This is a genomic window from Acinetobacter sp. TG2027 (assembly GCF_000302435.1).
In the GTDB taxonomy this organism is placed as follows: Bacteria; Pseudomonadota; Gammaproteobacteria; order Pseudomonadales; family Moraxellaceae; genus Acinetobacter; species Acinetobacter pittii.
Genome location: NZ_AMJN01000037.1, coordinates 39,798 through 66,326, shown reverse-complemented (window position 1 = coordinate 66,326; position 26,529 = coordinate 39,798). Strand labels below are relative to the sequence as shown.

Below are 26,529 nucleotides of genomic sequence, written 5' to 3'. Positions count from 1 at the left end.
GCTCATTATTCTAAACACCCCCGTTCTAATGAATGGGGGTGTTTCTTTATTGCGATAAAAAATTTGTGCGGAGAATAAATATAAAATAGTAAGCTATGAGTTGAAATCTTTAAATTTAATAGAAAAAACTATACAACCGAAGAGTAATCAATTAAACAAAATTAAAAGAGGGCTGGCTCCTCCTAATTAACTTTTTATAACAAGATTTCGTGTCTGACTTTATATGAGAACAATGTTTGATAGAATTAATTTAATAAGATTATTTTTATAATTGGAAAAATCTCTTTTTTCTTCTACAAATTTCAGTTGGATATGTATGATAAATAGAGACTATATGTTATAAATATTGAATAGGCATGATTTTTGCTTGTTTTATGGAAAATGAAATATATGAAATTATCTGTTGGATTGAAAGTAGCGAATTCTCTATCGTTAACACCTCAATTGCAGCAGGCGATTCGTTTGTTACAACTCTCTAGTTTAGAGCTTGAACAGGAAATTCAGATTCAACTAGATAGTAATCCTTTACTTGAAAAAATAGAAGAAGGATCACTAACGGAGAGTCTGGCTGCATTAGAAAATAAAGAATCGGATGACTTAACGACTGAGCTAAATGCAGATCATTTGCCTGATGATTTACCCGTTGATACTGAGTGGGATGATGTTTATACCCATCAATCAACGGCTTTGGCTACTCCAGAATTTGAAGAGCGAGAAGATAATCGCCAAGTTCAATTATCGCTAAAGGAACATATTCTAGAACAAGTTAATCTTTTGCATTTTTCTAAAATAGATCAATTAATTGCTTATTGTATTGTTGATGCATTAGATGATAAGGGATTTTTAGATGCTGAAATTGAAGAAATAATTTTAGCGGCACAACAATTATTGAATGAAATGGATATTGAGGAAGAGATCGAAGAAGATGAGGTTTTAGTTGTTTTAAAACATATTCAACGCCTTGATCCTTTAGGGATTGGTTCGCGTAATTTAGCGGAATGTTTAAAGATACAGCTAGAGTTTCTACCGAAAGATGTTGAATATCTAAACGAAGCAAAAAATCTATTGCAGTATTATGAGCTTTTGATAGCCAATGATCTTAATAAATTGCTTAAACAAACTGGTTTAACGAAAGACCAATTAAAGTTTGCAATCAATCTTTTAAAAACGTTAAAACCTTATCCTGGTATGGATTTTGATAAGCAAGAATCCGATTATCAAATTCCCGATGTAGTAGTTTCAAAAAAAGATTTACATTGGCAGGTTCAGCTAAACCCAGATGTACTTCCTAAATTAAGAATTAATTCTTTTTACTCTAGTATGATTCGTAGAGCAGATCAGAGTGAGGATAATTTATATTTACGTAATCAAATGCTTGAGGCGAAAAACTTTATCAAAAGTATTGATGAAAGGCATAAAACGTTATTAAAAGTAGCTTCTTGTATCGTAGAGCATCAAAAAGCTTTTTTGGAAATAGGCCCGGAAGCGATGAAGCCGCTAGTTCTTCGAGACGTGGCAGAAGAAGTCGAATTGCATGAATCTACAGTTTCTCGTGTAACTACAAATAAATATATGCTTACGCCTCGTGGTCTATTTGAGTTGAAATATTTTTTCTCTAGCCATGTAGGAACAACAGCAGGGGGAGAGGCATCTTCCACCGCAATTCGGGCAATGATTAAAAAACTAGTCGCAAATGAAAATCCACGTAAGCCTTTGTCAGATAATGTAATTGCTACATTGTTAAAGGATGAGGGAATTGAAGTGGCTCGAAGAACGGTCGCAAAATATCGAGAATCGTTACATATTCCTTCATCGTCTGAAAGAAAAGTCTTGATCTGAATTTTGAAGTATGGCTATTCTAGAGATTCATTATGACGAAATAATGAAATTTCATTTTCACCAAGAGAGTAACTAAAATGGTTTAATTGTTCTAAGTTTTCTTTTTGATAACATTAAATCGTTTTAGTTCTTCTTTAGATAACCTAAAAAAGGTGAGGGATAGAATTATGCAAATAACGATTCGTGGACATCATTTAGCAATTACACCAGCTATAGAAGAAAATATTAAATCAAAATTTAATCAGTTAACAAAACACTTAGATCAGGTGAATAGTATGCAGATTAAATTAACAAAAGATCATCAAATTGATAAGCGCTCTCATAAAGGTAGTTCGAACCATGTTGCAGAGGCTATTGTAAGATTGCCGGGAATTGAGTTGTTTGCTCAGGCAACTGCTGATGATATGTATACTTCAATTAAAAAACTAACTGAAAAATTAAAAAAACAATTATTAAAATATCGGAAAATGCAGTGCACTTATTCGCAAGTTGCTGTTTCTATTTAATAAGTTTTATATAATTGAAAGAGGCTTGAAACATAGCCTCTTTTTTATTGATAAAATATAAACACGTACTGAATTCTTTGAAAAAGTTATAGTAAAATACTTCGTTTTACACCTTAGGTTGTGTCAGAGGTCTTTGCAATGAATAGTGAACAGCTCACTCAAATTTTAAAAGAAGCTTTCCCTGAAGCGGAAGTAGCGGTGAGCGGACAGGCCGGAAAATTTGACCTCCGTATTGTGGATGATCAATTTGACGGTAAGCGTACTGTTGCTCGCCAACAATTAGTTTATGCACCATTAAATACTTATATTGCAAGTGGCGAAGTTCACGCGGTAACAATTCGTGCAATGACCAAAGATGAATGGCGTAAAGCAAGCCTTTTCGGAGCTTAAATATTAATGGATAAATTTTTAATTACGGGTGGTGTTAAGCTCGACGGGGAAGTGCGCATTTCTGGTGCTAAAAATGCAGCTTTACCATTACTTGCTGCAACTATTCTTGCAGACTCTCCAATTACGATCACTAATGTTCCAAATCTTAAAGACGTAAATACTTTGGTCAAGTTGATTGGTGGTTTAGGGGTTACAATCGGCTATGAAAATGACACAGTAAAAGCTGATACCTCTACTTTAGATAATCAGTTTGCTCCTTATGAGCTAGTAAAAACAATGCGTGCCTCAATTTTGGTTTTAGGACCATTATTAGCGCGTTACGGTAATGCGAAAGTTTCTTTACCAGGTGGTTGTGCAATTGGATCACGTCCAGTTGATCAACATTTAAAAGCTTTAGAAGCTTTAGGTGCACATATTGAAGTTGAAAATGGTTATGTCCATGCTTCAGTTGAAGGTCGTTTAAAAGGTGGCGAAGTTGTTTTTGATATGGTTACCGTTGGCGGTACTGAAAACATCTTGATGGCTGCTGCACTAGCTGATGGTGTTACGACTATTCGTAATGCAGCTCGTGAGCCTGAGATCACTGACCTTGCTCAAATGCTCATTAAAATGGGCGCTAAGATTGAAGGACTTGATACTGATACTCTTGTTGTAACTGGAGTAGAAAGTTTGCATGGCTGTGAATATGCTGTGGTAGCTGATCGTATCGAAACGGGATCTTATTTGGCAGCTGCGGCAATTACGGGCGGTCGTGTCAAAACTACACATACCGACCCTGCATTACTTGAATCTGTTTTGGATAAGTTTGAAGAAATGGGTGCCGAAGTCACTCGTGGTGATGACTGGATCGAACTTGATATGTTAGGCAAACGCCCTAAAGCTGTAAGTTTTAGAACTTTGCCACATCCAGAGTTTCCAACAGATATGCAAGCTCAGCTTATGGCTGTAAATGCTATTGGTCGTGGATTTGCAACTATCTCTGAAACGATTTTTGAAAATCGTTTTATGCATGTTCCTGAATTGTCACGCATGGGTGCTAATATTCAGGTTGAAGGTCATGATGCTGTCGTGACTGGAGTAGAAACTTTACAGGCTGCACCTGTAATGGCAACAGATTTGCGTGCTTCGTTCTCTCTAGTTTTGGCAGCTTTAGTGGCAGAAGGAGATACCTTAATTGACCGTATCTACCATATTGACCGTGGTTATGAGCATGTCGAAGAGAAACTTCAAGGTTTAGGTGCCAAAATTAAGCGAGTAAGTTAATGAATGATGTAAGAAACGATGATCCTAATTTTGATGTGATGGGCAATTTTGATCATGGTTTGACCTTGGCACTCAGTAAAGGACGTATCTTAAAAGAGACGTTACCTTTACTAGCTACAGCGGGTATTAATTTGCTCGAAGATCCGGAAAAGTCCCGCAAACTGATTTTTCCTACTACGCATAAGCAAGTACGTATTTTGATTTTACGTGCATCTGATGTGCCTACCTATGTAGAAAATGGCGCAGCAGATTTAGGTGTAGCAGGCAAAGATGTGTTGATGGAACATGGCGCTCAGCATGTATATGAGCTACTTGACCTGAAAATCGCTAAGTGTAAATTAATGACTGCTGGTAAAGTGGGAATGGAACGTCCAAAAGGCCGTTTAAAAATTGCCACGAAATACGTCAATCTTACACGTCAGTATTATGCAAGCTTAGGTGAGCAAGTCGATGTGATCAAACTCTATGGTTCTATGGAGTTAGCGCCTTTAGTAGGTTTGGGTGATTACATTGTGGATGTGGTTGATACTGGTAATACGCTAAGAGCGAATGGTCTTGAGCCATTAGAGGAGATTTGCAAAGTCTCTTCACGTTTAATTGTAAATAAAGCTAGTTTTAAACGTAAGCAAACTCTATTAAACCCAATCATTTCACAGCTCGAGCAAGCTGTTCAATCACGTTAAAAGCAATTTCCCATCATGCTTTTGTGATAGTTGCTTCAGATGATGCCCACAAGCGCCTAGAAAAAGAGTAAACTTAGTTTTTCTTTTTCGCCTTGTGGGTAAATTGATGCGACGTTTATCGACTCAAGATCAGAACTTCAAACAGGTTTTTGCTGAGCTTTTAGCATTTGAAACTGTGAATGATCTTAATTTAGTGCAAACAGTAGATCAAATTATTGCTGATGTTCGTCAGCATGGTGATGATCATGTTTTAAAGCTTACTCAACAGTTCGATCGACATCCTGCGCATCAATTTTCAGATTTAGAATTATCTCAACAACAACTTAAAACTGCTTTTGATAATTTAAGCCCAGAAATTCGTGATGCTCTAGAGTTAGCAGCAAAGCGTATTCGTTCATTTCATGAAGCTCAGAAACAAGAGAGCTGGACTTATATAGATGATTTGGGTAATACATTAGGACAAAAAGTCACACCTCTAGACCGTGTGGGTATTTACGTACCAGGTGGTTTAGCCTCTTATCCGTCTTCAGTTTTAATGAATGCAGTGCCAGCCCATGTTGCTGGTGTACCTGAAATTATTATGGTTGTTCCTGCACCAAACGGTGAACTAAATCCATTGGTTCTAGCTGCGGCTTACCTTGCAGGAGTGAGTCGAGTATTCACCATTGGGGGAGCTCAAGCTGTAGCAGCTCTTGCTTATGGTACTCAAACCATTCCACCTGTAGATAAAATTACTGGCCCTGGAAATCGTTTTGTGGCAGCTGCCAAACGGGCTGTATTCGGTCAGGTCGGTATTGATATGATTGCTGGGCCTTCTGAAATTTTAGTATATGCAGAAGGTGAAAATAATGCAGATTGGTTAGCTATGGATGTTTTATCTCAGGCTGAACATGACACAGTTGCTCAAGCTATTTTCATTACTCCTGATGAAGCTTTGCTTAATGCGGTAGAGTTGGTAATTGAAAAGCATTTAAATGAATTGCCAAAGGCAGACATTGCGAGAACTTCGATTGAAAACCGTGGTGCTTTGGTATTAGTCAAAGACCGTGCAGAAGCAATTGATTTAATTAACCAAGTTGCACCAGAACATTTGGAACTTTGCTTAGATGATGCCGAGGCTATGAGTGAAGATATTCGTCATGCTGGAGCAATTTTCATGGGGCGCTATACACCTGAAGCAATTGGTGATTATTGTGCAGGTCCAAACCATGTATTACCGACCTCTGGAACTGCTCGTTTTTCTTCTCCATTAGGTGTTTATGATTTCCAAAAACGTTCGAGCTTAATTATGTGTTCGAAAGATGGAGTCAAATTGTTAGCCAAAACAGCCGACATATTAGCTGTCCAAGAGAACTTAGATGCCCATGCACGCTCAGCTCGCTATCGTTATCAATAAGCTTATAAACCTTGTAGTTTTTTAATTATTACTCAGGGCTGATTTTCAGCCCTTTTTTGAGATAAGACCATGACTTTATCTACAGCACAAATGCGCTTTTGGAGTCCAGAAGTTCGTGAGTTAGAGCCGTACGTTCCTGGCGAACAGCCTAAAATTCAGAATTTATTGAAACTCAACACAAATGAAAATCCATATCCGCCATCACCCAAAGTAGTTGAAGCAGTTCAAGCTGTTTTAACTCATCAGGCTGATGCATTGCGTTTATATCCAGACCCAGATGCTACGGCATTAAAACATGCGATTGCTAAGCAACAAAATATTGAAGTTTCGCAAGTTTTTGTTGGTAATGGCTCAGATGAAGTACTTGCTCATATTTTTAAAGCATTTTTTCTTCAAGATGAACCAATTCTTTATCCAGATATCACTTATAGCTTTTATCCAGTTTATAGTCAGTTTTTTGGTACAAAGACTAAAGAAATCCCACTCAATGATAATTTTGAGATAGAAGTTAAAGATTATGTGCAACCAAATGGTGGGGTTATTATTACAAACCCTAATGCTCCAACAAGTATTGCACTAGGTTTACCAGAAATCGAACAAATTTTAAAAGCGAATCCAGACCGGGTGGTTGTCATTGATGAGGCTTATGTTGATTTCGGTGCAGAATCAGCAGTGAGTTTAGTAAATCGCTATGAGAATCTGGTTGTGTGTCAAACAACTTCAAAATCTCGCTCTCTTGCAGGTTTACGCGTTGGCTTCGCGATTGCTCAGTCTCATTTAATTGCTGCACTTGAAGCTGTCAAAAATAGTTTTAACTCATATCCTATTGACCGTTTTGCAATTGCAGCAGCGGTAGCCTCTTTTGAAGATCAAACTTATTTTGAAGAACAATGTCAAAAAGTTATTTCTAGTCGTGAAAAGCTAGTAGATGAATTAACTGCTTTGGGCTTTAAAGTTTTACCTTCTAAAGCAAACTTTATTTTTGCTTCACATCCATCGCATGATGCAGGTCAGCTTGCACAGCAATTACGTGAGCAGGGCATTATTGTGCGCTATTTCAATAAGCCTCGTATTAATCAATTCTTGCGAATTACTGTAGGAACTGATGAGCAAAATGAGCGTTTAGTACATACATTAAAAGAAGATATTCTCTAAATTTTACTCTGCTGTGCTGTTCATTAAGTTCAGCATAGCAGAGACTTTATCAAGACTTTCTTGATATTCTGCTTCTGCATTTGATGCAATCGTAATACCACCACCTGCCCATAAAGAGAGCTGATTCTGATATTGTTGAAAACTACGGATGAGAATATTCCAGCGACCAGTTCCATCAAAATTGAAGTAACCCAATGTCCCGCAATATGCACCTCTTGAAGCTTCCTCTAGCTCTTCAATGATCTGCATTGCCCGAATTTTGGGAGCTCCTGTGATTGAACCTCCTGGTAAGGCAGAGAGCAGCATTTGCATAGGATTAATATCATCTTTAAGAGTCGCAACGATCTCGCTTACCATGTGATGTACTTGATTAAAACTTTCAATCTCGAATAATTTTGTTGTTTTTACAGATCCTGTATTGGCATAAATGCTCAAATCATTACGTAATAAATCGACAATCATCACGTTTTCTGCTTGGTCTTTTTGAGAGTTTTTTAAGGTTTGTTTAGAAATAAAATCTTTTTCTGCATTTTCATAGCGAGGCATTGTGCCTTTAATAGGTCTAGTTTTAATTTGTTTATTTTGATTGAACTCGATGAAAAGCTCGGGAGAGCAACTTAATAATTCAAAATCATCTAATTTTAAATAACCTGCATATGGAGCATTTGTAAGTTGCCATAAATCTTTAGCTTTATTTAATAAGGATCCTGAAAATTTAGCTTTAAACTCTTGGGTTAAATTAATTTGATAGCAATCTCCAGCCTTAATATATTCTTGTATTTTATAGAAAGCATCGAAATATTGTTTTTTAGACCATCTTGGTTGAATAGTGGTTTTTAATTCAAATGTATTTTTAGAGTTATTGGAACCAAAATTCTCTATTTTATTTTCAATATATGAGAATAGATCAATTGCATTTTCTTCATCACTAAAAAAATACCAATCATTATCTATATATTTTAAAAAAGATCGATATTGACCTAGGAATAAAGAAGGTTGTATATGATTTTGCCCATTAATAAATTGATGTGCACTGAAATCATAGCTGATAAAACCAATATAACCACCTATAAAACTTGTTGTTGATTTAATATCTTTACTTAAATTATTTTCTTTAAATTGAATGAAATTTAAAAGTTGATTTGATTTTGATCTATTTTTATATTCGTTAAAATTTTGGCGCTCAAATTCTAAATAATTTTCATTTTGAATAATAATATAATCTTGCGGAAGAAATCCGATAGTTGGGTTGTTATTGTCATTTAAATAAATAAGCCCAGTTAAACCATCTAATTTTTTTAAAATATCGGCAGCATTTTTACTATATAAAGAGATTTTTTTCTTTAACTGAGACATTTTTAAATAAAAGAGTGTTTAATGAGAGAGTAGTTAGTTTACTATAAGTTGTACTTCATCAGGAGAAAGTCTTTTAAGTACTAAACTTTTTGCTGATAAAATGAACGAAATTTTCGACTTAGAATTTATTGTTTTTAGCAAGGTTTGTGTAGAAAAACTTGAGTGTACCGTTTATCGGGTAGTTGGCAAAAAATGCACAACACTAGTTGAACAAAAATTAACGTAGATGTAATTTAGTAATTGCTAAGCAAAACTACTCAAGGATTGGAAGTTTCGGTTGCCATATAAAGAAAAATGCAATTTGAGACAATGAGAGTGGTTAAGTCAAAAAATAAATGCTCTTGGGAGAGTGCTCAATGAAAATGTTTACTAAACTTGCTTTAGTTTCTTCTTTAGCTATCAGCGCAAATGCAATGGCAATGCAGTCAATGGATGATGCTGCACTTAGTGCTGCTACAGGTCAAGATGGTATTAATATCGGTATCGCTTTAGGTGCTGGCGGTATTTCTATCGATAAAGTATTTATTCATGATAATGATGGTTTAAACCCTACTACAGGTATTACTGGTGCTGCAGCAACTGCGGGTGCGATTGTAGTAAGTGGAGTGGAGGTTACACAGGTTGATCAAACTACTAATTTGTTAGACCTTAAAATTGACAGCGTTGGTGCTTCGGGTACAAATGGCGCGTTTTTAAACGTTGCTGCAAACGTGGGTGCTGTTAATGTAAGTGTGGGTTCTATTGGTGTGGGTACTTCTGGTACTTTAAATACAACTACTGCTGTACGTGGTATCACTGAAACTGCTCCAACTGAAATTATCTCTGGTTTAGATTTGTCTCTAGGTGCAATTTCAGCGAATGTACAATTAGGATCTACTCCACAAGGTGCAATGATTAAAGTGAACTCTGCTTTACAGGGCGGTTTAACACTATCTAACTTCGGTATCAAAGATGCTGCAGGTGGTGGTGAGATCTTCCTAGACAAAGTGATGGTTCGTGGTGCTGGTAACACAACTGGTAATTTAGATGTTGATGCTAATATTTCTGTTGTACCAACTGGCTTGAAAATTCAAAATAATAGTGCACAAGGCATGAACGTTTATGTACAGGGTGTACATTTAGGCGCTGCTGCTAATGCATCTATTGGTGATGTTGAAATTCAAGGTTTAAATGTAGGAACTTCTACAATTACAATTTCAGGTCACTAATCTGAGTTTTAATAAAAAAAGCGCGTTTATTACGCGCTTTTTTATTAATTGTCTAATTTAACTATATAAAAATATATTTTTTATTGATAAAAATAAGCTGTTAAATTAAAAATCTATTTAAATTAATCACACAAGTCTCTCTATTTTTATAAAACTAAACGTTCATCAAAAAAAAGTAAAAAAAGGCTGTTTTTTTCAAAAAAAAAGGTATCTTCAACACACAGGGATGTAGAGCTATTGCTCTAAGAATAAAATGAATAAGGCCAGTAGGCCACCATTTAGAACAAGTGCTTATGTTAGAGATTGCTTTAGGCTCAGCATTGATATATTACTTTGCGACAGAAGCCTTCGAAATAGAAAAAAAGCCACCGGGAACTGTTTATTATACAGAGACTGCCGATTCACGTAATTTATCTTTTCGCCGTAATCATATTGAACCAGTTCAGATTAAACCAGCTGTAGAAGATCAGTTCCGAGGTATTGTTCGACAAGCTTATGACTATAGTTGCGGTTCAGCTGCTCTTACTACACTTTTAAATGGTTATGTGGGAACAAGTTTGACTGAACAGCAGACTATGAGTGGTTTACTACAGTATGGTGAATATCAACGTATTATTGAACGCCGAAGCTTCTCATTACTTGATATGAAGCGCTTTGTAACTGCTATTGGTTTGGATAGTGGTGGTTATCGAGGGGAGTTTTCTGATTTAGTCAATCTTGGACAACCTGCAATCGTTCCAATTTCTTATGCTGGTTTTAAACATTTTGTCGTATATAAAGCTTATAAAGATGGACGAGTCTATGTTGCTGATCCTGCATTAGGGAATATCAGCTTTGATGAAAATCGTTTTAAAGAGGTTTGGGATAATAATACATTATTCGTTGTTTCTGTTCCTGAATCTCAACGTAAAGACCTACTGGCCTTAAAAGACTCAGATATGCGTCATGTGGAAGATGCAACTGTTAACCGTTATGCCTTTGTGGATGTGCAATATCCAACATTCAATTATGACCGTTTAGCAAATAAAGCATCAACTATGCGTAGGGTACTGGATAAAGACCCAAATTCTGCAACCTATAATCAGCCAATTGAAACATATATGCGTCTTTACTATAAGCGTAAATAATCAAATATGAATTGAGTAAAATAAATACATTAGGTGGGAAGAAACATGAATAATCGATGGATGAAGATGAGTGTGTTGGCATTAAGTATGAGTGCTATTACGGGCACACTTTATGCAAATGACCAAGTCGCACAAACTGAAGCTGAAGTTCAAAACACCACAGTTGTTTCTGACGCGAGTACAGAATCAGTAGTAACATCAACAGATTCAGTTCAAGAAGCGAGTACAACTCCAGCTACAGACGTTGTAACTACTGAACCTGCTCCTGTTGAGGCAGCAAATACTGGAGCTAATCAAGCTGCTACTGCTTTACAGAAAAAAGAAGGTGATGCGACTCAAGAGACAAATTTGCAAGAAGTATTTACTTCAAATGAGCGCCAATATTCATTGATTAAAAGAGGCGTATTTTCAGCCTATTACGATCTCGATTATACCTATTATCGCGATACTCGAATTGATTTAGCTTTAGCTGATGACTCATCTCAACTTAACCGTTTACGTGTTGAAGAAGATGCGAACCATACTTTAACGAATAGTTTTACTGTTCAATATGGGATATTGGACAACTTAACATTATCTGCAACAGTTCCTTTCGTTGCAAAATCTGAAATTGTTAGAGATACAACTGCAGCGGGTTTAGGTGATATTTCTTTAGGGGCGCGCTGGGAACCTTTCCCGTTAAAGCAAGGCCGTTTGCCATTGGTATTATTTGGTAACCTATCAACAAAAACTGGGGATAGCCCTTACGAAATTGGTTTAGATGAGCTTTCAACAGGTAAAGGATATTACTCTGTTGGGGTAGGAGCAAGTACCCGTAAATATATTGATCCAGTGGTTTTATTTGCCTCTGCTTCTGCAAATTATGGATTTAAAGAAACAGGTTTAAATCAGGCACGTGGTGGTGGGGCGAATGGTCCTCGTTATCTAGAGAGTTTTGACCCTGGTATTAGTGGTGGTTTCTCTTTCGGTTTTGCTTACTCATTTAATTATGACGTTTCATTAACCATGTCATATCAACAAAGCTTTAACATGGATGCTGAGTTCCAGTTTAAGGATGGCGAGTCATATCAGTCGCCAGACCAAAGTAGCGCGATGTTGTCCTTTGCTTTAGGTGTACGTGTTTCACCTGAAACGATTGTTAATGGCACAGTGGGTATTGGTTTAACCGAAGATGCACCAGATGTTTCGCTTGGTCTATCTTTCCCGCTAGATTTTATAGGCTTTGGCAAAAAAACAAAATAAGGAGATAGGCAGGTGAAATATCCTAAATTATGTCCTTTAACGGCGGCAATTGTGATCTCCGGTTTTTCTAGCTTTGCCAACGCTCAATTGGGACAAAACCTAGCTGTTGATATTCGTTCACTATCGATGGGGAATGCTGTAACTGCAGATCCGCCTGGTATTAGTGCAATTCACTTTAACCCTGCGGCGTTAGCAAAAATTGATGGGTTACAGACAGATGTGCAAGGAATTTTAGCGAACTTTGATATTCAGCGTGAATTCTCGGCACCCCCTGGTTATAACGTTTTTGGCTACTCAGATGACCCTCTTGTTTGTAATGATGGTCCAGAAGTTACAGCTAATATTTGTACTGATTTTAAAGGCCCTGTGCGTGGTGATGTTGAATACGCTAGCTTATATATTCCAATTCTAAAAAAAATGGTTGATTTAGGGGAGGGTTATCCACTCGCTGCTCCTACCGCAGGGATTGCCTATAAACCACCAGGCTCAAAGCTGACTTATGCTACTGCAATTTATGCACCTTTAATTGCAGGTTTTGGCGCTGAAAATGGTAACGCAGGAAACTTTATGGGCCAGCAAGTTGCTGTTGAGCGGATTACTTATTTGTCTCCATCTTTTGGTTATCAAGTAAATGACCATTTGTCGATCGGTGCTTCGGTTGGTATGTCTTATAACGCTCTTGCCATGAAAAGGGTTTTTATGGCTGTAATCAAGCATTAGCAGATTGCTTTAATAAATCTACCACTAATTTACGTCATCTGATGGCTAACATGTTCATGTTGACTGACCGTGAAGGTTATGCAATGGGTTATGGTCTGCAATGGCGCGGTGATGCTACTTTATATAAAGATGATAAAGGAAACGTGACTGGTGTTGCTCCACCAGTTTTATTGTGGACCAAAGCAAAACCAATGCAAATGCTTGTTGCTCCTCAACAAAATGGTTGGCTTAACCCAATTTCAAAAGATATTCAATCGACTCAACCCTTACGTTTAAGCGTTGATAGCAATGCAAATAATGATTTGCAAATCTATCAAGGTAAGTTTATGAACGATTATGCTGTTGCGGGAAGCGAAGGTTTTTATAAACAGCTAACACGCTCGACAACAGGAAATATTCAGCATTATGGTTTATGGCGTCAAACAGTAGGCACAGAAAACTATAAGGGTTCACTTGATATTATTAAAGCCAATCCTATTAGTTATCTTGGGAAAGAAATTTTTAAAACAGCAGCTAACGTGAGTTCTGGTCAACGCTATGTCTTCCCATTATATGCGACTTTGACATTCCGATTTGATACTACTGGGATAGCTCCTATCGATTTAGGTATTGTCATTGATGAAAAAGGAAATATTCGTACGGATATTAAACCAAATGCAACTGTAACTGATATGTCTGGTCAATGTGCAACAGTAACAGACAATAGCTTAATTGATACTAATGGTGTGCAACAATACAGACTTGGTACTACTGGTGGAACAGAGTCATCGGATAATGATAGCTCTATTACGGTTCGTATGATTTTATCGAATCCTCAGCTAGGTAACCTTAATGGGATTTTGATGGGACTTAACTCTGTGGTGAGACAGGATACTAATCCTGATGATAATGTAAATGATTCAATTTCGGTAAATGGAGCTAAGATTAACCTCTATAACTTATTAGCAGGTCAAAACAGCAGTAATAGTATTAATTTAAGTGATTATGAAAACAAGACTGCACGTTGGATTAACCTTTATGCTTTCTATCAAGCTGTTTATAATAATATTAAGGATATTAGCCCAGCACCAACAGATGCTGAAAAAGCTTTGGCTCAACGCTTGTCTGGCACGGTTTCTATTAAACTAGCCAATCAGTCTATTCCAGCTTGTAATGCAATTAAAACTAAGTCTTAACCTATTAAACAAATAAAAAAGACCGCTAAGCGGTCTTTTTTATTTGTTTAATTAATTAACCAGTATGGTCTAAGCGAGTCCCTAAAGTTTCAAGATGTGTTGGGAACACTTGTTTTTTACGGTCTTCAAAATAATGTCTTAGTGTATGTTCAACACTAGGGAACGCAAGTTCACCCCATGGAATTTCATGTTCTTCAAACAGGCGACTCTCAATGCTTTCTTCACCTGCACCAAAAATTCCATCTTTCAGCTGTGCTTTAAAAAGTACATAAATTTGGCCAATACGCGGAATATTGTACATACAATAAAGTTGTTCTATTTCTATCTCGGCTTCTGCTTCTTCACGAGTTTCGCGTGCTGCGCCTTGTTCCATGGTTTCGAACAATTCCATATAACCAGCAGGTAATGTCCACAGACCATAACGAGGTTCAATCGCACGACGACAAAGTAATACTTTGTCTTCCCATAACGCTAAGGCACCGCAGATTACTTTGGGGTTTTCATAATGAATATTTCCACAATGAGTACAAACACGGCGTACTTTATGATCACCTAAAGGAATTTTTTGTTCGGTTTTATGCCCACACGCTACACAGAAACTCATAATTATCATCGAGTATAGAGATGCCTCAGCATAACTGAATTTTTAGACTTACGCATCAACTCTATTCCCTAACTTTGATTTTCAGATATGATGCAAAGAGAGACAAAATAATAGGTGAATGGTATGGAAGAGCACTTGCTAACACAAAAGTTACAGCAAAGATTGCGCTTTTCCACCCGCATACAAGAAGCACAAGCTGCAGTACTCATTGCCATTACGAATGAGAATGATCCTAAGGTACTGCTTACACGCCGTTCAATACATATGAACAACCATGCGGGGGAAGTCTCTTTTCCTGGGGGAAAGCGTGATCCTAGTGATACCAGTAATATTGTTGTAGCGTTGAGAGAAGCTCAAGAAGAGACAGCTTTAAATCCGTTTGATGTACAGTTGTTAGGTGATTTGCCGATGCAGCGTGCAAGAAGCGGTTTGTCTGTAAAACCGATCGTTGGACTTATTCCTCCAGAGGTGACTTTAATACCTCAGCCTACCGAAATTGATCGAATTTTCTTTGTTCCGTTACAGCAACTGATCGAGACGCGTCCGACACCCTATGAAGTTCGATATGCTCATCAGTCTTTATATTTCCCAAGCTTACAGATTGATAATGAAATTATTTGGGGCTTAACTGCTCGTATGTTAGTTGCTCTGTTTAAATATGGATTGGGTTATCAAAAAGATTGGCCATTTTTACTCAACTCACCAACCTTTGGAATGCCAAAGTTTTCTCATAAAAAATAAAGATCAGGATTGATAAATTATGATGTATAGCTATCAAGGACAGCACCCAAAAGCATTACATGAGCCATGGGATGGCTGGGTTGCTCCAACTGCAACGCTTATTGGGCAAGTAGAACTAGGCCGTCAGGTCAGTATTTGGTTTGGTGCAGTAGTTCGTGCTGATAACTGTATAGTTCGAATTGGTGATTTTTCTAATATTCAAGAAAATTCTGTCTTACATACCGATGCTGGACTTGAGTTAAATATTGGTGAATATGTCACAGTCGGTCATAAAGTCATGCTACATGGTTGTACGATTGGTGATAATAGTTTGATTGGTATGAACGCCGTAATTTTAAATCGGGCTGTGATCGGTAAAAATTGTATTATTGGTGCGAATGCTTTAATACCTGAAGGAAAAGTAATTCCAGATAATTCAGTGGTGATGGGTTCACCAGGCAAAATTGTCAAAACTTTGGATGAAGATGGCGCTGAAAAAATACGTTTGAGCGCATTACATTATGCTGAACACTTTAAGAGCTATGCAGATTTAAAAGAGTTTCACTTTTAAAATCTTTTAATAAGTTATTTTCTATGCCAAGCACAAGCTTGGCATTTTTATTTAGAGATAGAACAACTCGCCTATCAGAGCCGAGTGGGGTATCATAACCCTCGTTTTTAATCTGATTTAATACTAAGGTTGTGCATGAAATTGCTGGCGTTGGAAACTGCAAATGAGCAGTGTTCTATTTCATTAGTCGATGAAACCCAAGAACTGTTTTTTCAACTCGATACGCGGGCGAAAGCACAAACCCAGACCATTTTGCCTATGATTGAGCAAGGGCTACAACAAACAGGTCTTGAAGTTGCTGGTTTGGATGCGATTGCCTTTAGTCGTGGGCCGGGTTCTTTTAGTGGTGTTCGAATTAATGCTGCTGTTGCCCAAGCTTTAGCTTGGTCACAAGATTTACCTGTGGTTCCAGTTTCTACATTGCAAGCTTTAGCACAAGCGGCATACCGACTTGAAGGTTTGGAGCAGGTGACTGCGGTACTCGATGCACGTATGAATGAAGTTTACATTGCAAGTTTTGTTCTAGATGAACAAGGAATTATGCAGTGTATTGATGAAGAAAAATTAATGAGCTATGAGCCAGCAGCAGCTTATGCAAAACATTGCTTAATTGGTTCGGGAGCCAAGCTACTTCAAGCTGATGCAGAGCATCAAACAATCACCGCAACTGCACAAGATATTGCTTCTATTGCACGTGTTTATGCAGTGCAAAAGCAGTGGGTTGATGCCGAACATGCTTTGCCAGTTTATTTACGTGATGATGCATGGAAAAAGATAGCGGATCAGGGTAAAGCAAAATAAAGGCAGTACTCATGCATATATATTTTGAACAAGATTTTCAAGAACAAGCACAGCACTACCAAGCTGTGCTTTGTTCTAGAGGTGTGACTGTCGATTTACAGCCAATTGAAAGGCTGAATGCACGGTTTTTACGCTTCAATCCTGAAATTGCCCTTTGTGTAGATGAAAACGGACTTTGGTTATCTGCTAATGGCATGAAAATGCAACCCGACTGGAAAGCTGAAATTCCACGTTTAAAACGTGCAAGTCTTAAATCGGAAATGATTGCCCGTGCTTGTCAGTTAGGTGAAAAGCCAGTACTGGTTGATGCAACAGCGGGTTTAGGCCATGACAGCTTACTTATGGCTTATCTAGGTGCCCAAATCCAGCTTGTTGAGCGCCATCCGATTTTATTTACTTTACTTGAAGATTCAAAAGCTCAGGCGGAACGTGATCCATTTTTAAGTCAATTTATGGATCGTATTCAACTGATCTTTGCTGACTCTGGAAGCTATTTACAGCAATTACATCAAGAAGCAAAAACGGTTGATGTAGTCTACCTTGACCCGATGTTCCCACAGCGCGACCAGAATCAACAAGCAATTAAAAAACAAGCTCAAGTCAAAAAACAAATGCAGCTTTTACATCTTCTTTTACCTGAAGATGGTGAGATGGATTTGGGGGATAATTTGCTAGTTTTGGCACAGAGAGTTGCTAAACGTGTAGTCGTTAAGCGACCACGCCATGCTATTTTCTTGGCAAATCAAGAGCCAGCTCATCAATGGCAAGGGGATGCTTGTCGTTTTGATGCGTATTTTCAGTAGGCTTATGTAAGGTTAGGTTTTATTGCTTGAATAATGCACAAATATATGTGATATAGTTCAAAAGCATGATTGCTAAAATTCTTAGCAGGCATACACTTAAGATGCCTGTCAAAAACGAAATTTTTGAAAACCTTTTATGATTGATCTTAAACCCTCCATTAACTTTTGGCATGATTTTAAAAGCAACCAAATTGCCGGAATGTGGCTGTTTTTGGGGTCAAGACGTTCTTTACAGATTGTACATCCATCTATTCTTCAACTTATTGTTTGGGGAATTTTAGGGGGGTGTACTAACTCTCTTTACAGCTGGCTTGTAGCTGGTCAAATCGGTGATTTTAATTCACAAGGTTTAATTGGTTATGCACTTTGGCCATTCATTGCCTTAATTGTTGGTATTTTTTTATCTCAGCGAACTAACCAACCTCGTTTAATGCTAGTACCTGCTTTATTGTGGTTGGTTCTAGATACGAATATCTTATTAATTCAATGTTTAATTCAGTATTTGGGGTCTAACGGTTATCTCAACTTTATTCCCGATGCTATTTATAACGGAATTTTACCGAGTTTATTTGTAGCGTTATTCGTGTGGCAAAGTTTAGCCGTAATTTGGGTTTTCTCACGTGAGCTTAAGTGGCCATGGTGGGAACGTGCACTGGTTATGGTTGCGACCATTGCAACGATGGTGGTTTGGCAACTTTCTGTAAAAGATCAACCGATTTGGAAGGTCGAAGATTCGGCTCCAACGTTTGCTGAAGATGCTTTTTATGCGCAAAGTAAACTGTTAAATGATTCTTTAGAGCAAGTTCAATATGGTGAGCTCGCCAAAAGCCATTGGTATTTTCTAGGTGTTGCTGGCGATAGTTATCAAGATGTTTTTAAATCGGAAGTGGTCCGTATTAAAGAACAGTTTGATACACGTTTCGGAACGATTGGTCGCTCAATGATGCTGGTCAATAATCCAGATACCCGTACAGAGATTCCAATTGCTTCTAAAACCAGTATCGAGTTAGCCCTACGCCGTATAGGGCAGCAAATGAACCGTGATAGTGATGTACTATTTTTATATATGACTTCACACGGTGAACAAAATCACTTCGAAATTGAAAATGCGCCATTAGATTTAGGGCAAGTGGACCCGAAATGGTTGCGAGAAACACTGGACAAATCCGGTATTCGCTGGCGTGTAATTGTGATCTCAGCCTGTTATTCAGGAAGCTTTATTCCTGCTTTACAGTCTCCTGATACCTTAATTATTACCGCATCGGCTGCTGATAAAACTTCTTTTGGGTGTAATAACGAAGCTGACTATACCTATTTTGGTCGAGCTTTCTTTGATTTGGCTATGCGAGAGCAATCGTCGATGAAAGATTCGTTTAACACAGCTAAGCAAACGGTAACCAAATGGGAAGTGGCTCAAGGTGTTGAACCTTCAGAACCTCAGTGGATGATCGGTAAAAATATGGAACTTATGCTACCTCAATTGGAAAAGTATCTATTTCCTCAGCAAAATACGGGTAGTGTAGATATTGCTCAAACAAAAACAGAGGCTAAAAACGATGCAACTCCTGCAAAAAAACCGCTGCTTTGAGGGTGAGCAGCGCATATATCAATTTGAATCTTCTTATTTAAAAGGGCCTGCTAAGTTTGGTGTTTATTTACCACCGGCAGCTTTAGAGGGTAAAGCTTGCTCAACTCTGTTTTACTTAGCGGGTTTAACGTGCACTGAAGAAACTTTTGCCATTAAAGCCCATGCTCAGCATATGGCAGCACAACTTAGTCTTATACTGATTACGCCAGATACTTCTCCTCGTGGAGAACAGGTTGCGGCAGGGGATCATTGGGATATAGGTCAAGGCGCAGGCTTTTATATTAATGCCACAGAAGCACCTTGGTCTGAGCATTATCAAATGGAGAGCTATTTAATTGATGAGTTATATCCACTCACTTTAAAAAGCTTTCCTGTAAACGCTCAACAAGTCGGTATCTTTGGGCACTCAATGGGGGGCCACGGTGCATTAACTTTAGCGTTTAAATATCCTGAAAAGTTTAAGTCGGTATCTGCTTTTGCTCCGATCTGTGCACCAACAGAGTGTGCATGGGGAGACAAAGCCTTTAGCCATTATTTGGGTGCAGACCGCGAAAGCTGGTTAGCTCATGATGCCACCGCTTTAGTCTCAAAAAATGGTGCAGTATTTGATGAAATTTTGGTTGATCAGGGGTTAGATGACCAATTTTATGAACAACTTCACCCTGAAAAATTTAAGCAAGCATGTTTAAAAGCAGGACAGCCTTTAACTTTAAGACAACATGCTGGCTATGATCATGGTTATTACTTTATTCAAACCTTTATGGATGAGCATTTACAGTTCCATGCAATCCAATTAGAAAAGGTCGCTGGCTAATTAGTGTTGCCATTCAACCTGAAATTCTCGTTGAGCCATACGGTTTAGATGATCAAGCACCACTTTTTCTAAGTGGTCGTGGTCATCTAACTGACTATCAATAGTAACGTTTAATTGCTCTGCTTCTGGTGCAAGCGTAATTGTTGCCGTAGGCATTAAGATTTTAAAATCTTGTTCATTTTCTTGTACTTCAAATTTGTGTTTCCAATGATTAACCAGACGTTTTGCAATGCGTTTTCCATCGTTTGTTAATAGATGAGTTGTGCTTTTCATTATCAATCCTCACATTGGTTTAATGTACCTTAACAAATTCGTTTCGCCGTTAGCATTCTATTGTTGCAACGTTACGTTTCAAGTTTGAAATGTTGTCATTTAAGCAAGGAAGGGCGGGCCAATTAGGTTCTTTTTTGTTATAATTTTTAGCCTCTCCTTAAACTTCTAGCCAGGTCATCCACCTATGTCCAAGCCTTATTTGATTGCTCCTTCTATTTTATCTGCCGATTTTGCTCGTTTAGGCGAAGATGTAGACAAAGTGTTAGCCGCAGGTGCAGATGTAGTGCATTTTGACGTTATGGATAATCACTATGTTCCAAATTTAACTTTTGGTGCAGGTGTATGTAAGGCTTTAAAAAACTATGGGATTACAGCTCCTGTTGATGTGCATCTAATGGTATCTCCAGTTGATCGTATTATTGGAGACTTTTTGGAAGCAGGCGCAGATATTATTACTTTCCACCCAGAAGCATCTCACCACATTGACCGTTCATTACAGCTGATTAAATCTGGTGGTGCTAAAGCAGGGTTGGTTTTTAACCCAGCAACGCCATTGCATTATCTAGATTATGTACTTGATAAAGTTGACCAAATTTTATTAATGAGTGTAAACCCTGGTTTTGGTGGACAAAAGTTCATTCCAATGACTTTAGAAAAATTACGTGAAGCTCGTAAAATTATTGATGCAAGTGGCCGTGATATCCGTTTAGAAGTTGATGGTGGTGTTGGCCCTGCAAATATCCGTGAAATTGCAGAAGCTGGTGCAGATATGTTTGTTGCGGGTTCCGCAATTTTTGGTCAACCCGATTATAAAGTTGTGATTGACCAAATGCGTGCAGAGCTTGCGAAAGTAGGCAGTGTTAATGCTTAAAAAGATAGAGTTAATCTAAAATAGACTTGTGGATAACTTTGTTTATAACTGTATGGATAACTGTGTTGATAACCATATGGATAAGATGTTGGTAAAATAAACAAAATTAGATCAACCGTTTATTCTATAGACAAAAACTATGAAAAAAGAACGTTTTGGCGTTCTTTTTTTATGCGTGTTGAATAATTTATTAGCTGGTTTTTTATTAAGCTTTGCTAAAAAATAACCTGTGCAAAAAACGATGTAGCTCTGTGTAAAACTTTTTGTGCATAGATACGTATAAAACTGTAAAAGTGTCATGAAAAATAAAGCTAAATTTGGTTTAATAAGTTTTTAGTAAGAGACCTCGATAATTAATGACAGTAAAAATTTTAGCGGTAGATATGGATGGGACTTTTCTTAATTCCAAAAAGCAGTACAACAAAGCACGTTTTTTAAAACAATACGAACAACTAAAACAAAATAATATTCATTTTGTGGTAGCCAGTGGTAATCAACTTGCAAAGCTTATTACCTATTTTCCAGAAATTAATCATGAAATTGCTGTTATTGCAGAAAATGGCGCGCATGTTGTAGATGCAGGGCAAGAAATAGCTTTTGCTCATTTAAGTCAGCAACAATATATTGAGATTTTAAAAGCGATTGACTCTTCATATATCTCAACCATGGTGATCTGTGGGAAACAGAGTGCTTATGTGCATAGCAGCATGAACGCAGAAGACTATGCCAAAGTTGCCCGATATTTTGAAAAACTGACAGTTGTAGATGACTTTTATGCACTAGATGACTTAGTGTGCAAAATTACTTTTACCGCTCAGGAAAACGAAAGCTTTGCGATTTTTGAACATTTTCAGAAACAAAGTTTTGTAGCAGATAAAGTTTTGGTACCTGTTTCAAGTGGTTTTAATTTTATCGATTTGATTCTTCCCGACCAGCATAAAGCACACGGTTTGAACTTATTACTACAAAAATGGCAGGTTGAACCTAATCAAGTGGTTGCGATTGGTGATAACAACAATGATATGCAGATGATTAAAGCTGTGGGTTATGGGTTTGCAGTTGAAAATGCAGTAGAAGCATTAAAAGCGGTGGCGCCTTATACCACTGTAAGTAATGAACAAGAAGGCGCATTAGAGGTGATTGATTTAGTCCTTCAGCATCAACCTCCATTTGCTTAATTGCTCTATAACAAGCAGTTAAGATAGAAAATTGTATCTCTTTTAAAACTTCGTTATGCTAATGGCATTAAGATCACTCATTGGCTCTAGGCGATAAATCACAATGGCTCTACAACACTTACGCAAGTATGCTTGGTTTGTGTTCCTAATGGCTTTCGTCATTGGGTGGAGTGGTGTGTCTATTGCACAGACGCCTATGCAACATGATCTTCATACTATGCCGTGTCATAGTGAAAAATCTTCGCATAACAATATGCATACTCAAGCAAATGATCAGACCGTATGTCATCAAAAGATGACTCAGTCTCTTCATTCGCATGGTGAGCATTGTCAGGACTGTAACCCAGTTCATTGCCAAATGGTGAATTTAGCTCTGCAGCAAGCTGTACCTGACGTTGAATCCCCACTTATTCCTATTTCATATCAATTTAGCAGTATTTATCAGGCTCAACATTTAGCCGGATACTGGCAAGAGATTTTACGTCCTCCTAAAGCTTGATCCTTATTTACTTATTTTTTTAATTAAAAAGGATCACAGCAATGTCTCATAAAAAAATTAGCAGCTTAGTCGCTGTATTTGGGCTATTGGTTTCACCATGGTCACTCGCAGCAATTAAGGAATATCACCTTAATATTAATGAACAACAGGTCAATGTTACGGGCCAACTTTTAAAACGAATTACCGTAAATGGCAAGTTTACAGCACCACTCCTTGAGTTTGAGGAGGGGGATGACGCTGTTATTCATGTTCATAATCAGTTAAAGAATCAAGATACTTCTTTGCACTGGCATGGGTTATTACTGCCAGGGTTAATGGATGGTGTACCGGGTTTCAATGGTTTTAAAGGAATCGCTCCAAATGGAGATTTTGTTTACCGCTTTAAGGTGAAACAAAATGGCACCTATTGGTATCACGCCCATAGTAAAGGCCAAGAGCAAGATGGTTTATATGGCCCGCTCGTGATTTATCCAAAAGGCAAGATACCTGTTGCTGCTCATGAGAAAACAGACCGTGATTACGTGGTAATGCTTTCAGATTTTCATAATTCTTCTAGCGATAGCATTATGAAGAATTTGAAGAAATCTGCTGAGTATTATCAAAACCGCCGTGAAACTGTATCTGATGTTTTGAAGCAAGTTAAAACACAAGGCTTAAAAGCAACTTGGCAAGATCGTTCGATGTGGAATCAGATGCGGATGTTAAAAACCGATATGTCTGATGTGACGGGCTATACGTTCTTAGTCAACGGCAAAACACCTCAGCAAAACTGGACAGGTAACTTTAAGACTGGCGATAAGGTTCGATTACGATTTATTAATGCATCGGCAATGTCTTTTTTTGATGTCAGAATTCCAAATTTGAAAATGACAGTTGTAAGTGCAGACGGGCAGCCAGTTAAGCCTGTTGCAATTGACGAGTTTCGTATTGGTACAGCTGAAACCTACGATGTCATTGTAGAGCCTACGCAATCAAATTATCAGATTGAAGCAGAGTCTATTGACCGCAGTGGTTTTGCCATCGGGACTTTGCACAATGAAAATACGCAAGCTGTAGGGTCAGTTCAAATGCCGCAACCACGTCCACGTTCTTTGCTAACCATGGATGATATGGGCATGAGTCATGGCAATGGGGCAAGTGATGAACATGCTGGCCATCAAATGAACATGCAACACGACATATCGGCTATGCCTGAAATGAAAAAAGAAGAGAGCCAGACTAATCATGATCATACAATGATGAACATGAGCCATGACATGAAAAATATGTCATCTAGTGAACATGATCATTCCATGATGCAAATGAAGCATGATATGCAGGCAATGTCAGCTAGCGAGCATGACCACGCTATGATGAATATGAATCATGAGATGCCTGCGCAATCTGAGAATAAGCCTAAAAAGGATGAACCCGTTTATGGCTGGGCAAATGCTTCAACACCAGTGGGTATGAAAGCACTGCAATATAGTGATTTGCAATCCTTAACACCTCAGCCAGACACGCGTGCACCAGAACGTGAATTAGTTATTCGTTTAGGTGGCAACATGGAGCGTTATATCTGGACCATTAATGGCAAAAAATTTAGCGAAGCTGAGCCATTACGAGTTAAGTATGGCGAACGTATTCGCTTGAAGTTTGTGAATGACAGCATGATGGCTCACCCAATGCATTTACATGGCATGTTCATGCAATTAGAAAATGGCCAACAAGCTGAAAACTTACCAAATAAACATACTCTTATTGTTCCACCAGGAAAAACCGTTACTGCGTTATTGACAGCTGATGCCTTAGGCGAATGGGCGATTCATTGCCATCTGCTTTATCACATGAGTGCTGGAATGATGAATAAGTTGATTGTGGCTCAAGTGAATGATGGACAACAACCTGCTCAAGCTCAATCACCTGTTCAATCTGAAAATGAGAAAGGAGCTAGTCATGCGCATCACTAAGTTATTTTCTCAAATGTTATATTGCGGTGCTTTCTCGAGCATATCAGTATTTACTTTTGCTCAAGAGCCTTTAACTCATGATCATTTACGTGAACATGGCGGACAGGTTTATCAAGCAACAAAAATTGATACTGGCTGGACTCAAAATGAAGAAGGAGAAGGTAGTTTTTCTTCTGAATTAGAAACTTGGGTGGGAACAGATGAAAATAAATTGTTCATTAAAGCCCACGTTGAAAAAGCAGAGTCAGAAGATACCAATTATGGCGGTTCAGTACTTTATAGTCGAAATGTAGCTGACTATTGGGATGTACAGGCCGGTGTAAACTACGAACGTTTGCAACGGGAAGATGAAAAGCAAGATCGCTGGGCTGGTGTAGTGGGCTTACATGGCATGGCGCCTTACTTTTTTGAAACCGATGCATATCTTTATGCAGGTGAAGACCAGCTATGGAAGTTAAGTTTAGAAACGGAAAGGGACTTGCTCTTTACCCAAAAGTTAATTGGTAAACCTTATTTAAAAGCAGATGTCGTTTTGCAAGATGAATCTCGCTATGCAAGTAAAACAGGTTTATCAAGTTTACAAGCTGGTTTTCAAACCCGTTATGAAATCAACAAAAAGGTCATGCCATTTGTTGATGTTGGTTACGGCTATGAAAAAGGTTTAAAACAAAATGCTTGGCAAACTGGAACCGACTCCGAACATGGTTGGTATTATGGAGCTGGGTTAACACTAAAATTCTAATTGCCGAACAAAAAGTAAGCTTAAACATATGCCATTGGTTTATACTAATGGCATTGTTTTTTGTGTCAGTTATGGTGCAAAGATGGCTTTAGAAAAACAAGAGAATCAAATACATTTAAGTAAAAATAGCTCTAACTGCGAATGCTCAAGCATGTCGTCTCAGGAGTGTTTCACACCTAGTGAACCTGTGTCTAAAAAGAGTCAATGGGTAAGTTATTATCATATTCCCCGCATGGATTGTGCAGCTGAAGAGCAAATGGTGCGGATGGCTTTAGCCTCTTACACTGACGATATTCAAGAACTTCATTTTGATTTGCCTGCACGCCATTTAGCGATTTATCACAGTCTTCAAGCTGAAAGGATTACTCAAAGTTTACAGCGTTTAGGATTAGGAGCCGAGTTACAACAAACACAGCCACATTATGAACCTGTTGAAAAACCTAAAAAGGTTCGACCAAGTACTTCAACGAATGCAGCACAAAAACAAGTTTTACAATGGTTGTTACTGATTAATGGGGTCATGTTTGTTATTGAGTTGATGGCAGGCATCATTGCTTCCTCTACAGGATTAATTGCCGATTCGCTCGATATGTTTGCCGATGCTGCAATTTATGGCATTGCTTTATTTGTGGTGGGTAAAAATCTAAATGCGCAATTAAAGGCTGCGCATCTTTCGGGGTGGTTGCAGTTTGGCTTAGCCATGATTGTGTTAATCGATGTATTGCGTCGTTTTATTTATGGCAGTGAACCTGTTTCAATTCTCATGATTTTAATTGGCGGATTAGCTCTTGCGGCCAACATTAGTTGTCTTTATTTAATGAGAGACCATAAGGAGAGCGGGGCACACATGAAGGCGAGTTATATCTTTTCTGCAAATGATGTCATCGTCAACTTGGGTGTCATTGTCGCGGGAATATTGGTTGCCATTACAGGTTCGCGTTATCCTGATTTAATGATTGGATTGATTATTGTTTTGTTTGTTTTAAATGGTGCACGAAAAATTTTACAGTTAAAAAATGAATAATATTTTCTGATAGAGGCAAGCCTGTGTCAGGG

General features: G+C 38.0%; 25 protein-coding genes and 2 pseudogenes. 24 read left to right on the top strand and 3 right to left on the bottom strand.

Annotated features, from left to right (window positions below; all coding sequences use genetic code 11):
• The first annotated feature begins 390 nt into the window (after window positions 1–390).
• The 7 genes from B806_RS0109590 (at window position 391) to hisC (ending at window position 7,232) form a co-directional block, all read left to right on the top strand.
• Window positions 391–1,839, top strand: coding sequence for an RNA polymerase factor sigma-54 (locus tag B806_RS0109590; protein ID WP_017402942.1), 1,449 nt, complete (start codon window positions 391–393; stop codon window positions 1,837–1,839).
• 167 nt (window positions 1,840–2,006) lie between these two features.
• Window positions 2,007–2,345 carry a ribosome-associated translation inhibitor RaiA gene (raiA, locus tag B806_RS0109585; protein WP_005071251.1) on the top strand — a complete coding sequence of 113 codons (339 nt, stop codon included), beginning with the start codon at window positions 2,007–2,009 and terminating at the stop codon, window positions 2,343–2,345.
• 138 nt (window positions 2,346–2,483) lie between these two features.
• The gene (ibaG, locus tag B806_RS0109580; protein WP_002115399.1) at window positions 2,484–2,735 is read left to right on the top strand and encodes a BolA family iron metabolism protein IbaG; all 252 of its coding nucleotides are present in this window, start codon (window positions 2,484–2,486) and stop codon (window positions 2,733–2,735) included.
• 6 nt (window positions 2,736–2,741) lie between these two features.
• A complete protein-coding gene (gene murA, locus B806_RS0109575; protein ID WP_002115380.1) occupies window positions 2,742–3,998 on the top strand; it encodes a UDP-N-acetylglucosamine 1-carboxyvinyltransferase in 1,257 nt (418 codons plus the stop codon).
• A complete protein-coding gene (gene hisG / locus B806_RS0109570; RefSeq protein WP_005071248.1) occupies window positions 3,998–4,681 on the top strand; it encodes an ATP phosphoribosyltransferase in 684 nt (227 codons plus the stop codon). Before murA ends, hisG begins: the two co-directional genes overlap by 1 nt.
• A 106-nt stretch (window positions 4,682–4,787) precedes the next feature.
• Entirely contained in the window at window positions 4,788–6,077 is a 1,290-nt protein-coding gene (gene hisD / locus B806_RS0109565) for a histidinol dehydrogenase (protein WP_017385834.1), read from the top strand.
• Between the two features lie 69 nt (window positions 6,078–6,146).
• Window positions 6,147–7,232, top strand: a complete 1,086-nt coding sequence (gene hisC, locus B806_RS0109560) for a histidinol-phosphate transaminase (protein WP_017385833.1) — start codon at window positions 6,147–6,149, stop codon at window positions 7,230–7,232.
• A gap of 3 nt (window positions 7,233–7,235) precedes the next feature.
• Here the strand turns inward: hisC and B806_RS0109555 are convergent, their stop codons facing one another.
• Window positions 7,236–8,588, bottom strand: coding sequence for an anthranilate synthase component I family protein (locus B806_RS0109555; RefSeq protein WP_017385832.1), 1,353 nt, complete (start codon window positions 8,586–8,588; stop codon window positions 7,236–7,238).
• Between the two features lie 356 nt (window positions 8,589–8,944).
• Between B806_RS0109555 and B806_RS0109550 the strand changes: the two genes are divergently transcribed.
• The 5 genes and pseudogenes from B806_RS0109550 to B806_RS0109530 all read left to right on the top strand — a co-directional run.
• Entirely contained in the window at window positions 8,945–9,796 is an 852-nt protein-coding gene (locus tag B806_RS0109550) for a DUF6160 family protein (protein ID WP_017385831.1), read from the top strand.
• 293 nt (window positions 9,797–10,089) lie between these two features.
• Window positions 10,090–10,923: a C39 family peptidase gene (locus tag B806_RS0109545; RefSeq protein ID WP_014208424.1), complete on the top strand. Its 834-nt coding sequence runs from the start codon at window positions 10,090–10,092 to the stop codon at window positions 10,921–10,923.
• A gap of 45 nt (window positions 10,924–10,968) precedes the next feature.
• Window positions 10,969–12,165 carry a hypothetical protein gene (locus tag B806_RS0109540; protein ID WP_047473541.1) on the top strand — a complete coding sequence of 399 codons (1,197 nt, stop codon included), beginning with the start codon at window positions 10,969–10,971 and terminating at the stop codon, window positions 12,163–12,165.
• A gap of 12 nt (window positions 12,166–12,177) precedes the next feature.
• Window positions 12,178–12,855: pseudogene (locus B806_RS0109535) on the top strand (outer membrane protein transport protein); the annotation flags it as partial.
• Window positions 12,856–12,857: 2 nt separating this feature from the next.
• Window positions 12,858–14,060 (top strand): annotated as a pseudogene (locus B806_RS0109530) (protein FilF); the annotation flags it as partial.
• A gap of 55 nt (window positions 14,061–14,115) precedes the next feature.
• On the opposite strand, the gene B806_RS0109525 reads toward B806_RS0109530, so the two are convergent.
• Entirely contained in the window at window positions 14,116–14,664 is a 549-nt protein-coding gene (locus tag B806_RS0109525) for an NUDIX hydrolase (RefSeq protein WP_002115876.1), read from the bottom strand.
• 114 nt (window positions 14,665–14,778) lie between these two features.
• Between B806_RS0109525 and B806_RS0109520 the strand changes: the two genes are divergently transcribed.
• The 6 genes from B806_RS0109520 (at window position 14,779) to fghA (ending at window position 19,961) form a co-directional block, all read left to right on the top strand.
• On the top strand, window positions 14,779–15,405 hold the full coding sequence (locus B806_RS0109520) for a CoA pyrophosphatase (protein ID WP_014208431.1): 627 nt from the start codon (window positions 14,779–14,781) through the stop codon (window positions 15,403–15,405).
• 22 nt (window positions 15,406–15,427) lie between these two features.
• Window positions 15,428–15,955: a gamma carbonic anhydrase family protein gene (locus B806_RS0109515; protein ID WP_079381057.1), complete on the top strand. Its 528-nt coding sequence runs from the start codon at window positions 15,428–15,430 to the stop codon at window positions 15,953–15,955.
• Window positions 15,956–16,090: 135 nt separating this feature from the next.
• Window positions 16,091–16,756 (top strand): tRNA (adenosine(37)-N6)-threonylcarbamoyltransferase complex dimerization subunit type 1 TsaB, encoded by a 666-nt coding sequence (gene tsaB / locus B806_RS0109510; RefSeq protein ID WP_017387477.1) that lies wholly within the window; start codon window positions 16,091–16,093, stop codon window positions 16,754–16,756.
• 11 nt (window positions 16,757–16,767) lie between these two features.
• Entirely contained in the window at window positions 16,768–17,559 is a 792-nt protein-coding gene (locus tag B806_RS0109505; RefSeq protein WP_017387478.1) for a class I SAM-dependent methyltransferase, read from the top strand.
• A gap of 136 nt (window positions 17,560–17,695) precedes the next feature.
• Window positions 17,696–19,147, top strand: a complete 1,452-nt coding sequence (locus B806_RS0109500; protein WP_017387479.1) for a C13 family peptidase — start codon at window positions 17,696–17,698, stop codon at window positions 19,145–19,147.
• Window positions 19,116–19,961 carry an S-formylglutathione hydrolase gene (gene fghA, locus B806_RS0109495; RefSeq protein ID WP_017387480.1) on the top strand — a complete coding sequence of 282 codons (846 nt, stop codon included), beginning with the start codon at window positions 19,116–19,118 and terminating at the stop codon, window positions 19,959–19,961. The genes B806_RS0109500 and fghA overlap by 32 nt, the downstream gene beginning before the upstream one ends.
• Here fghA and B806_RS0109490 read toward each other — a convergent pair whose 3' ends face one another.
• A complete protein-coding gene (locus B806_RS0109490; protein ID WP_017387481.1) occupies window positions 19,962–20,234 on the bottom strand; it encodes a DUF2218 domain-containing protein in 273 nt (90 codons plus the stop codon).
• Between the two features lie 184 nt (window positions 20,235–20,418).
• Here B806_RS0109490 and rpe point away from each other — a divergent pair, with 184 nt between their 5' ends.
• The 6 genes from rpe to B806_RS0109455 all read left to right on the top strand — a co-directional run bounded on the left by rpe (window position 20,419) and on the right by B806_RS0109455 (window position 26,497).
• Window positions 20,419–21,105 carry a ribulose-phosphate 3-epimerase gene (gene rpe / locus B806_RS0109485; RefSeq protein ID WP_017387482.1) on the top strand — a complete coding sequence of 229 codons (687 nt, stop codon included), beginning with the start codon at window positions 20,419–20,421 and terminating at the stop codon, window positions 21,103–21,105.
• 356 nt (window positions 21,106–21,461) lie between these two features.
• Window positions 21,462–22,283, top strand: coding sequence for a Cof-type HAD-IIB family hydrolase (locus B806_RS0109475; RefSeq protein ID WP_017402938.1), 822 nt, complete (start codon window positions 21,462–21,464; stop codon window positions 22,281–22,283).
• A 103-nt stretch (window positions 22,284–22,386) separates the two neighbouring features.
• A complete protein-coding gene (locus B806_RS0109470) occupies window positions 22,387–22,782 on the top strand; it encodes a hypothetical protein (protein WP_002115904.1) in 396 nt (131 codons plus the stop codon).
• Window positions 22,783–22,823: 41 nt separating this feature from the next.
• Window positions 22,824–24,731: a copper resistance system multicopper oxidase gene (locus B806_RS0109465; RefSeq protein WP_017387484.1), complete on the top strand. Its 1,908-nt coding sequence runs from the start codon at window positions 22,824–22,826 to the stop codon at window positions 24,729–24,731.
• The gene (locus B806_RS0109460) at window positions 24,718–25,473 is read left to right on the top strand and encodes a copper resistance protein B (protein ID WP_017387485.1); all 756 of its coding nucleotides are present in this window, start codon (window positions 24,718–24,720) and stop codon (window positions 25,471–25,473) included. Before B806_RS0109465 ends, B806_RS0109460 begins: the two co-directional genes overlap by 14 nt.
• Before the next feature lie 28 nt (window positions 25,474–25,501).
• Window positions 25,502–26,497 (top strand): cation transporter, encoded by a 996-nt coding sequence (locus tag B806_RS0109455; protein WP_017387486.1) that lies wholly within the window; start codon window positions 25,502–25,504, stop codon window positions 26,495–26,497.
• The last annotated feature ends 32 nt before the right edge of the window (window positions 26,498–26,529 follow it).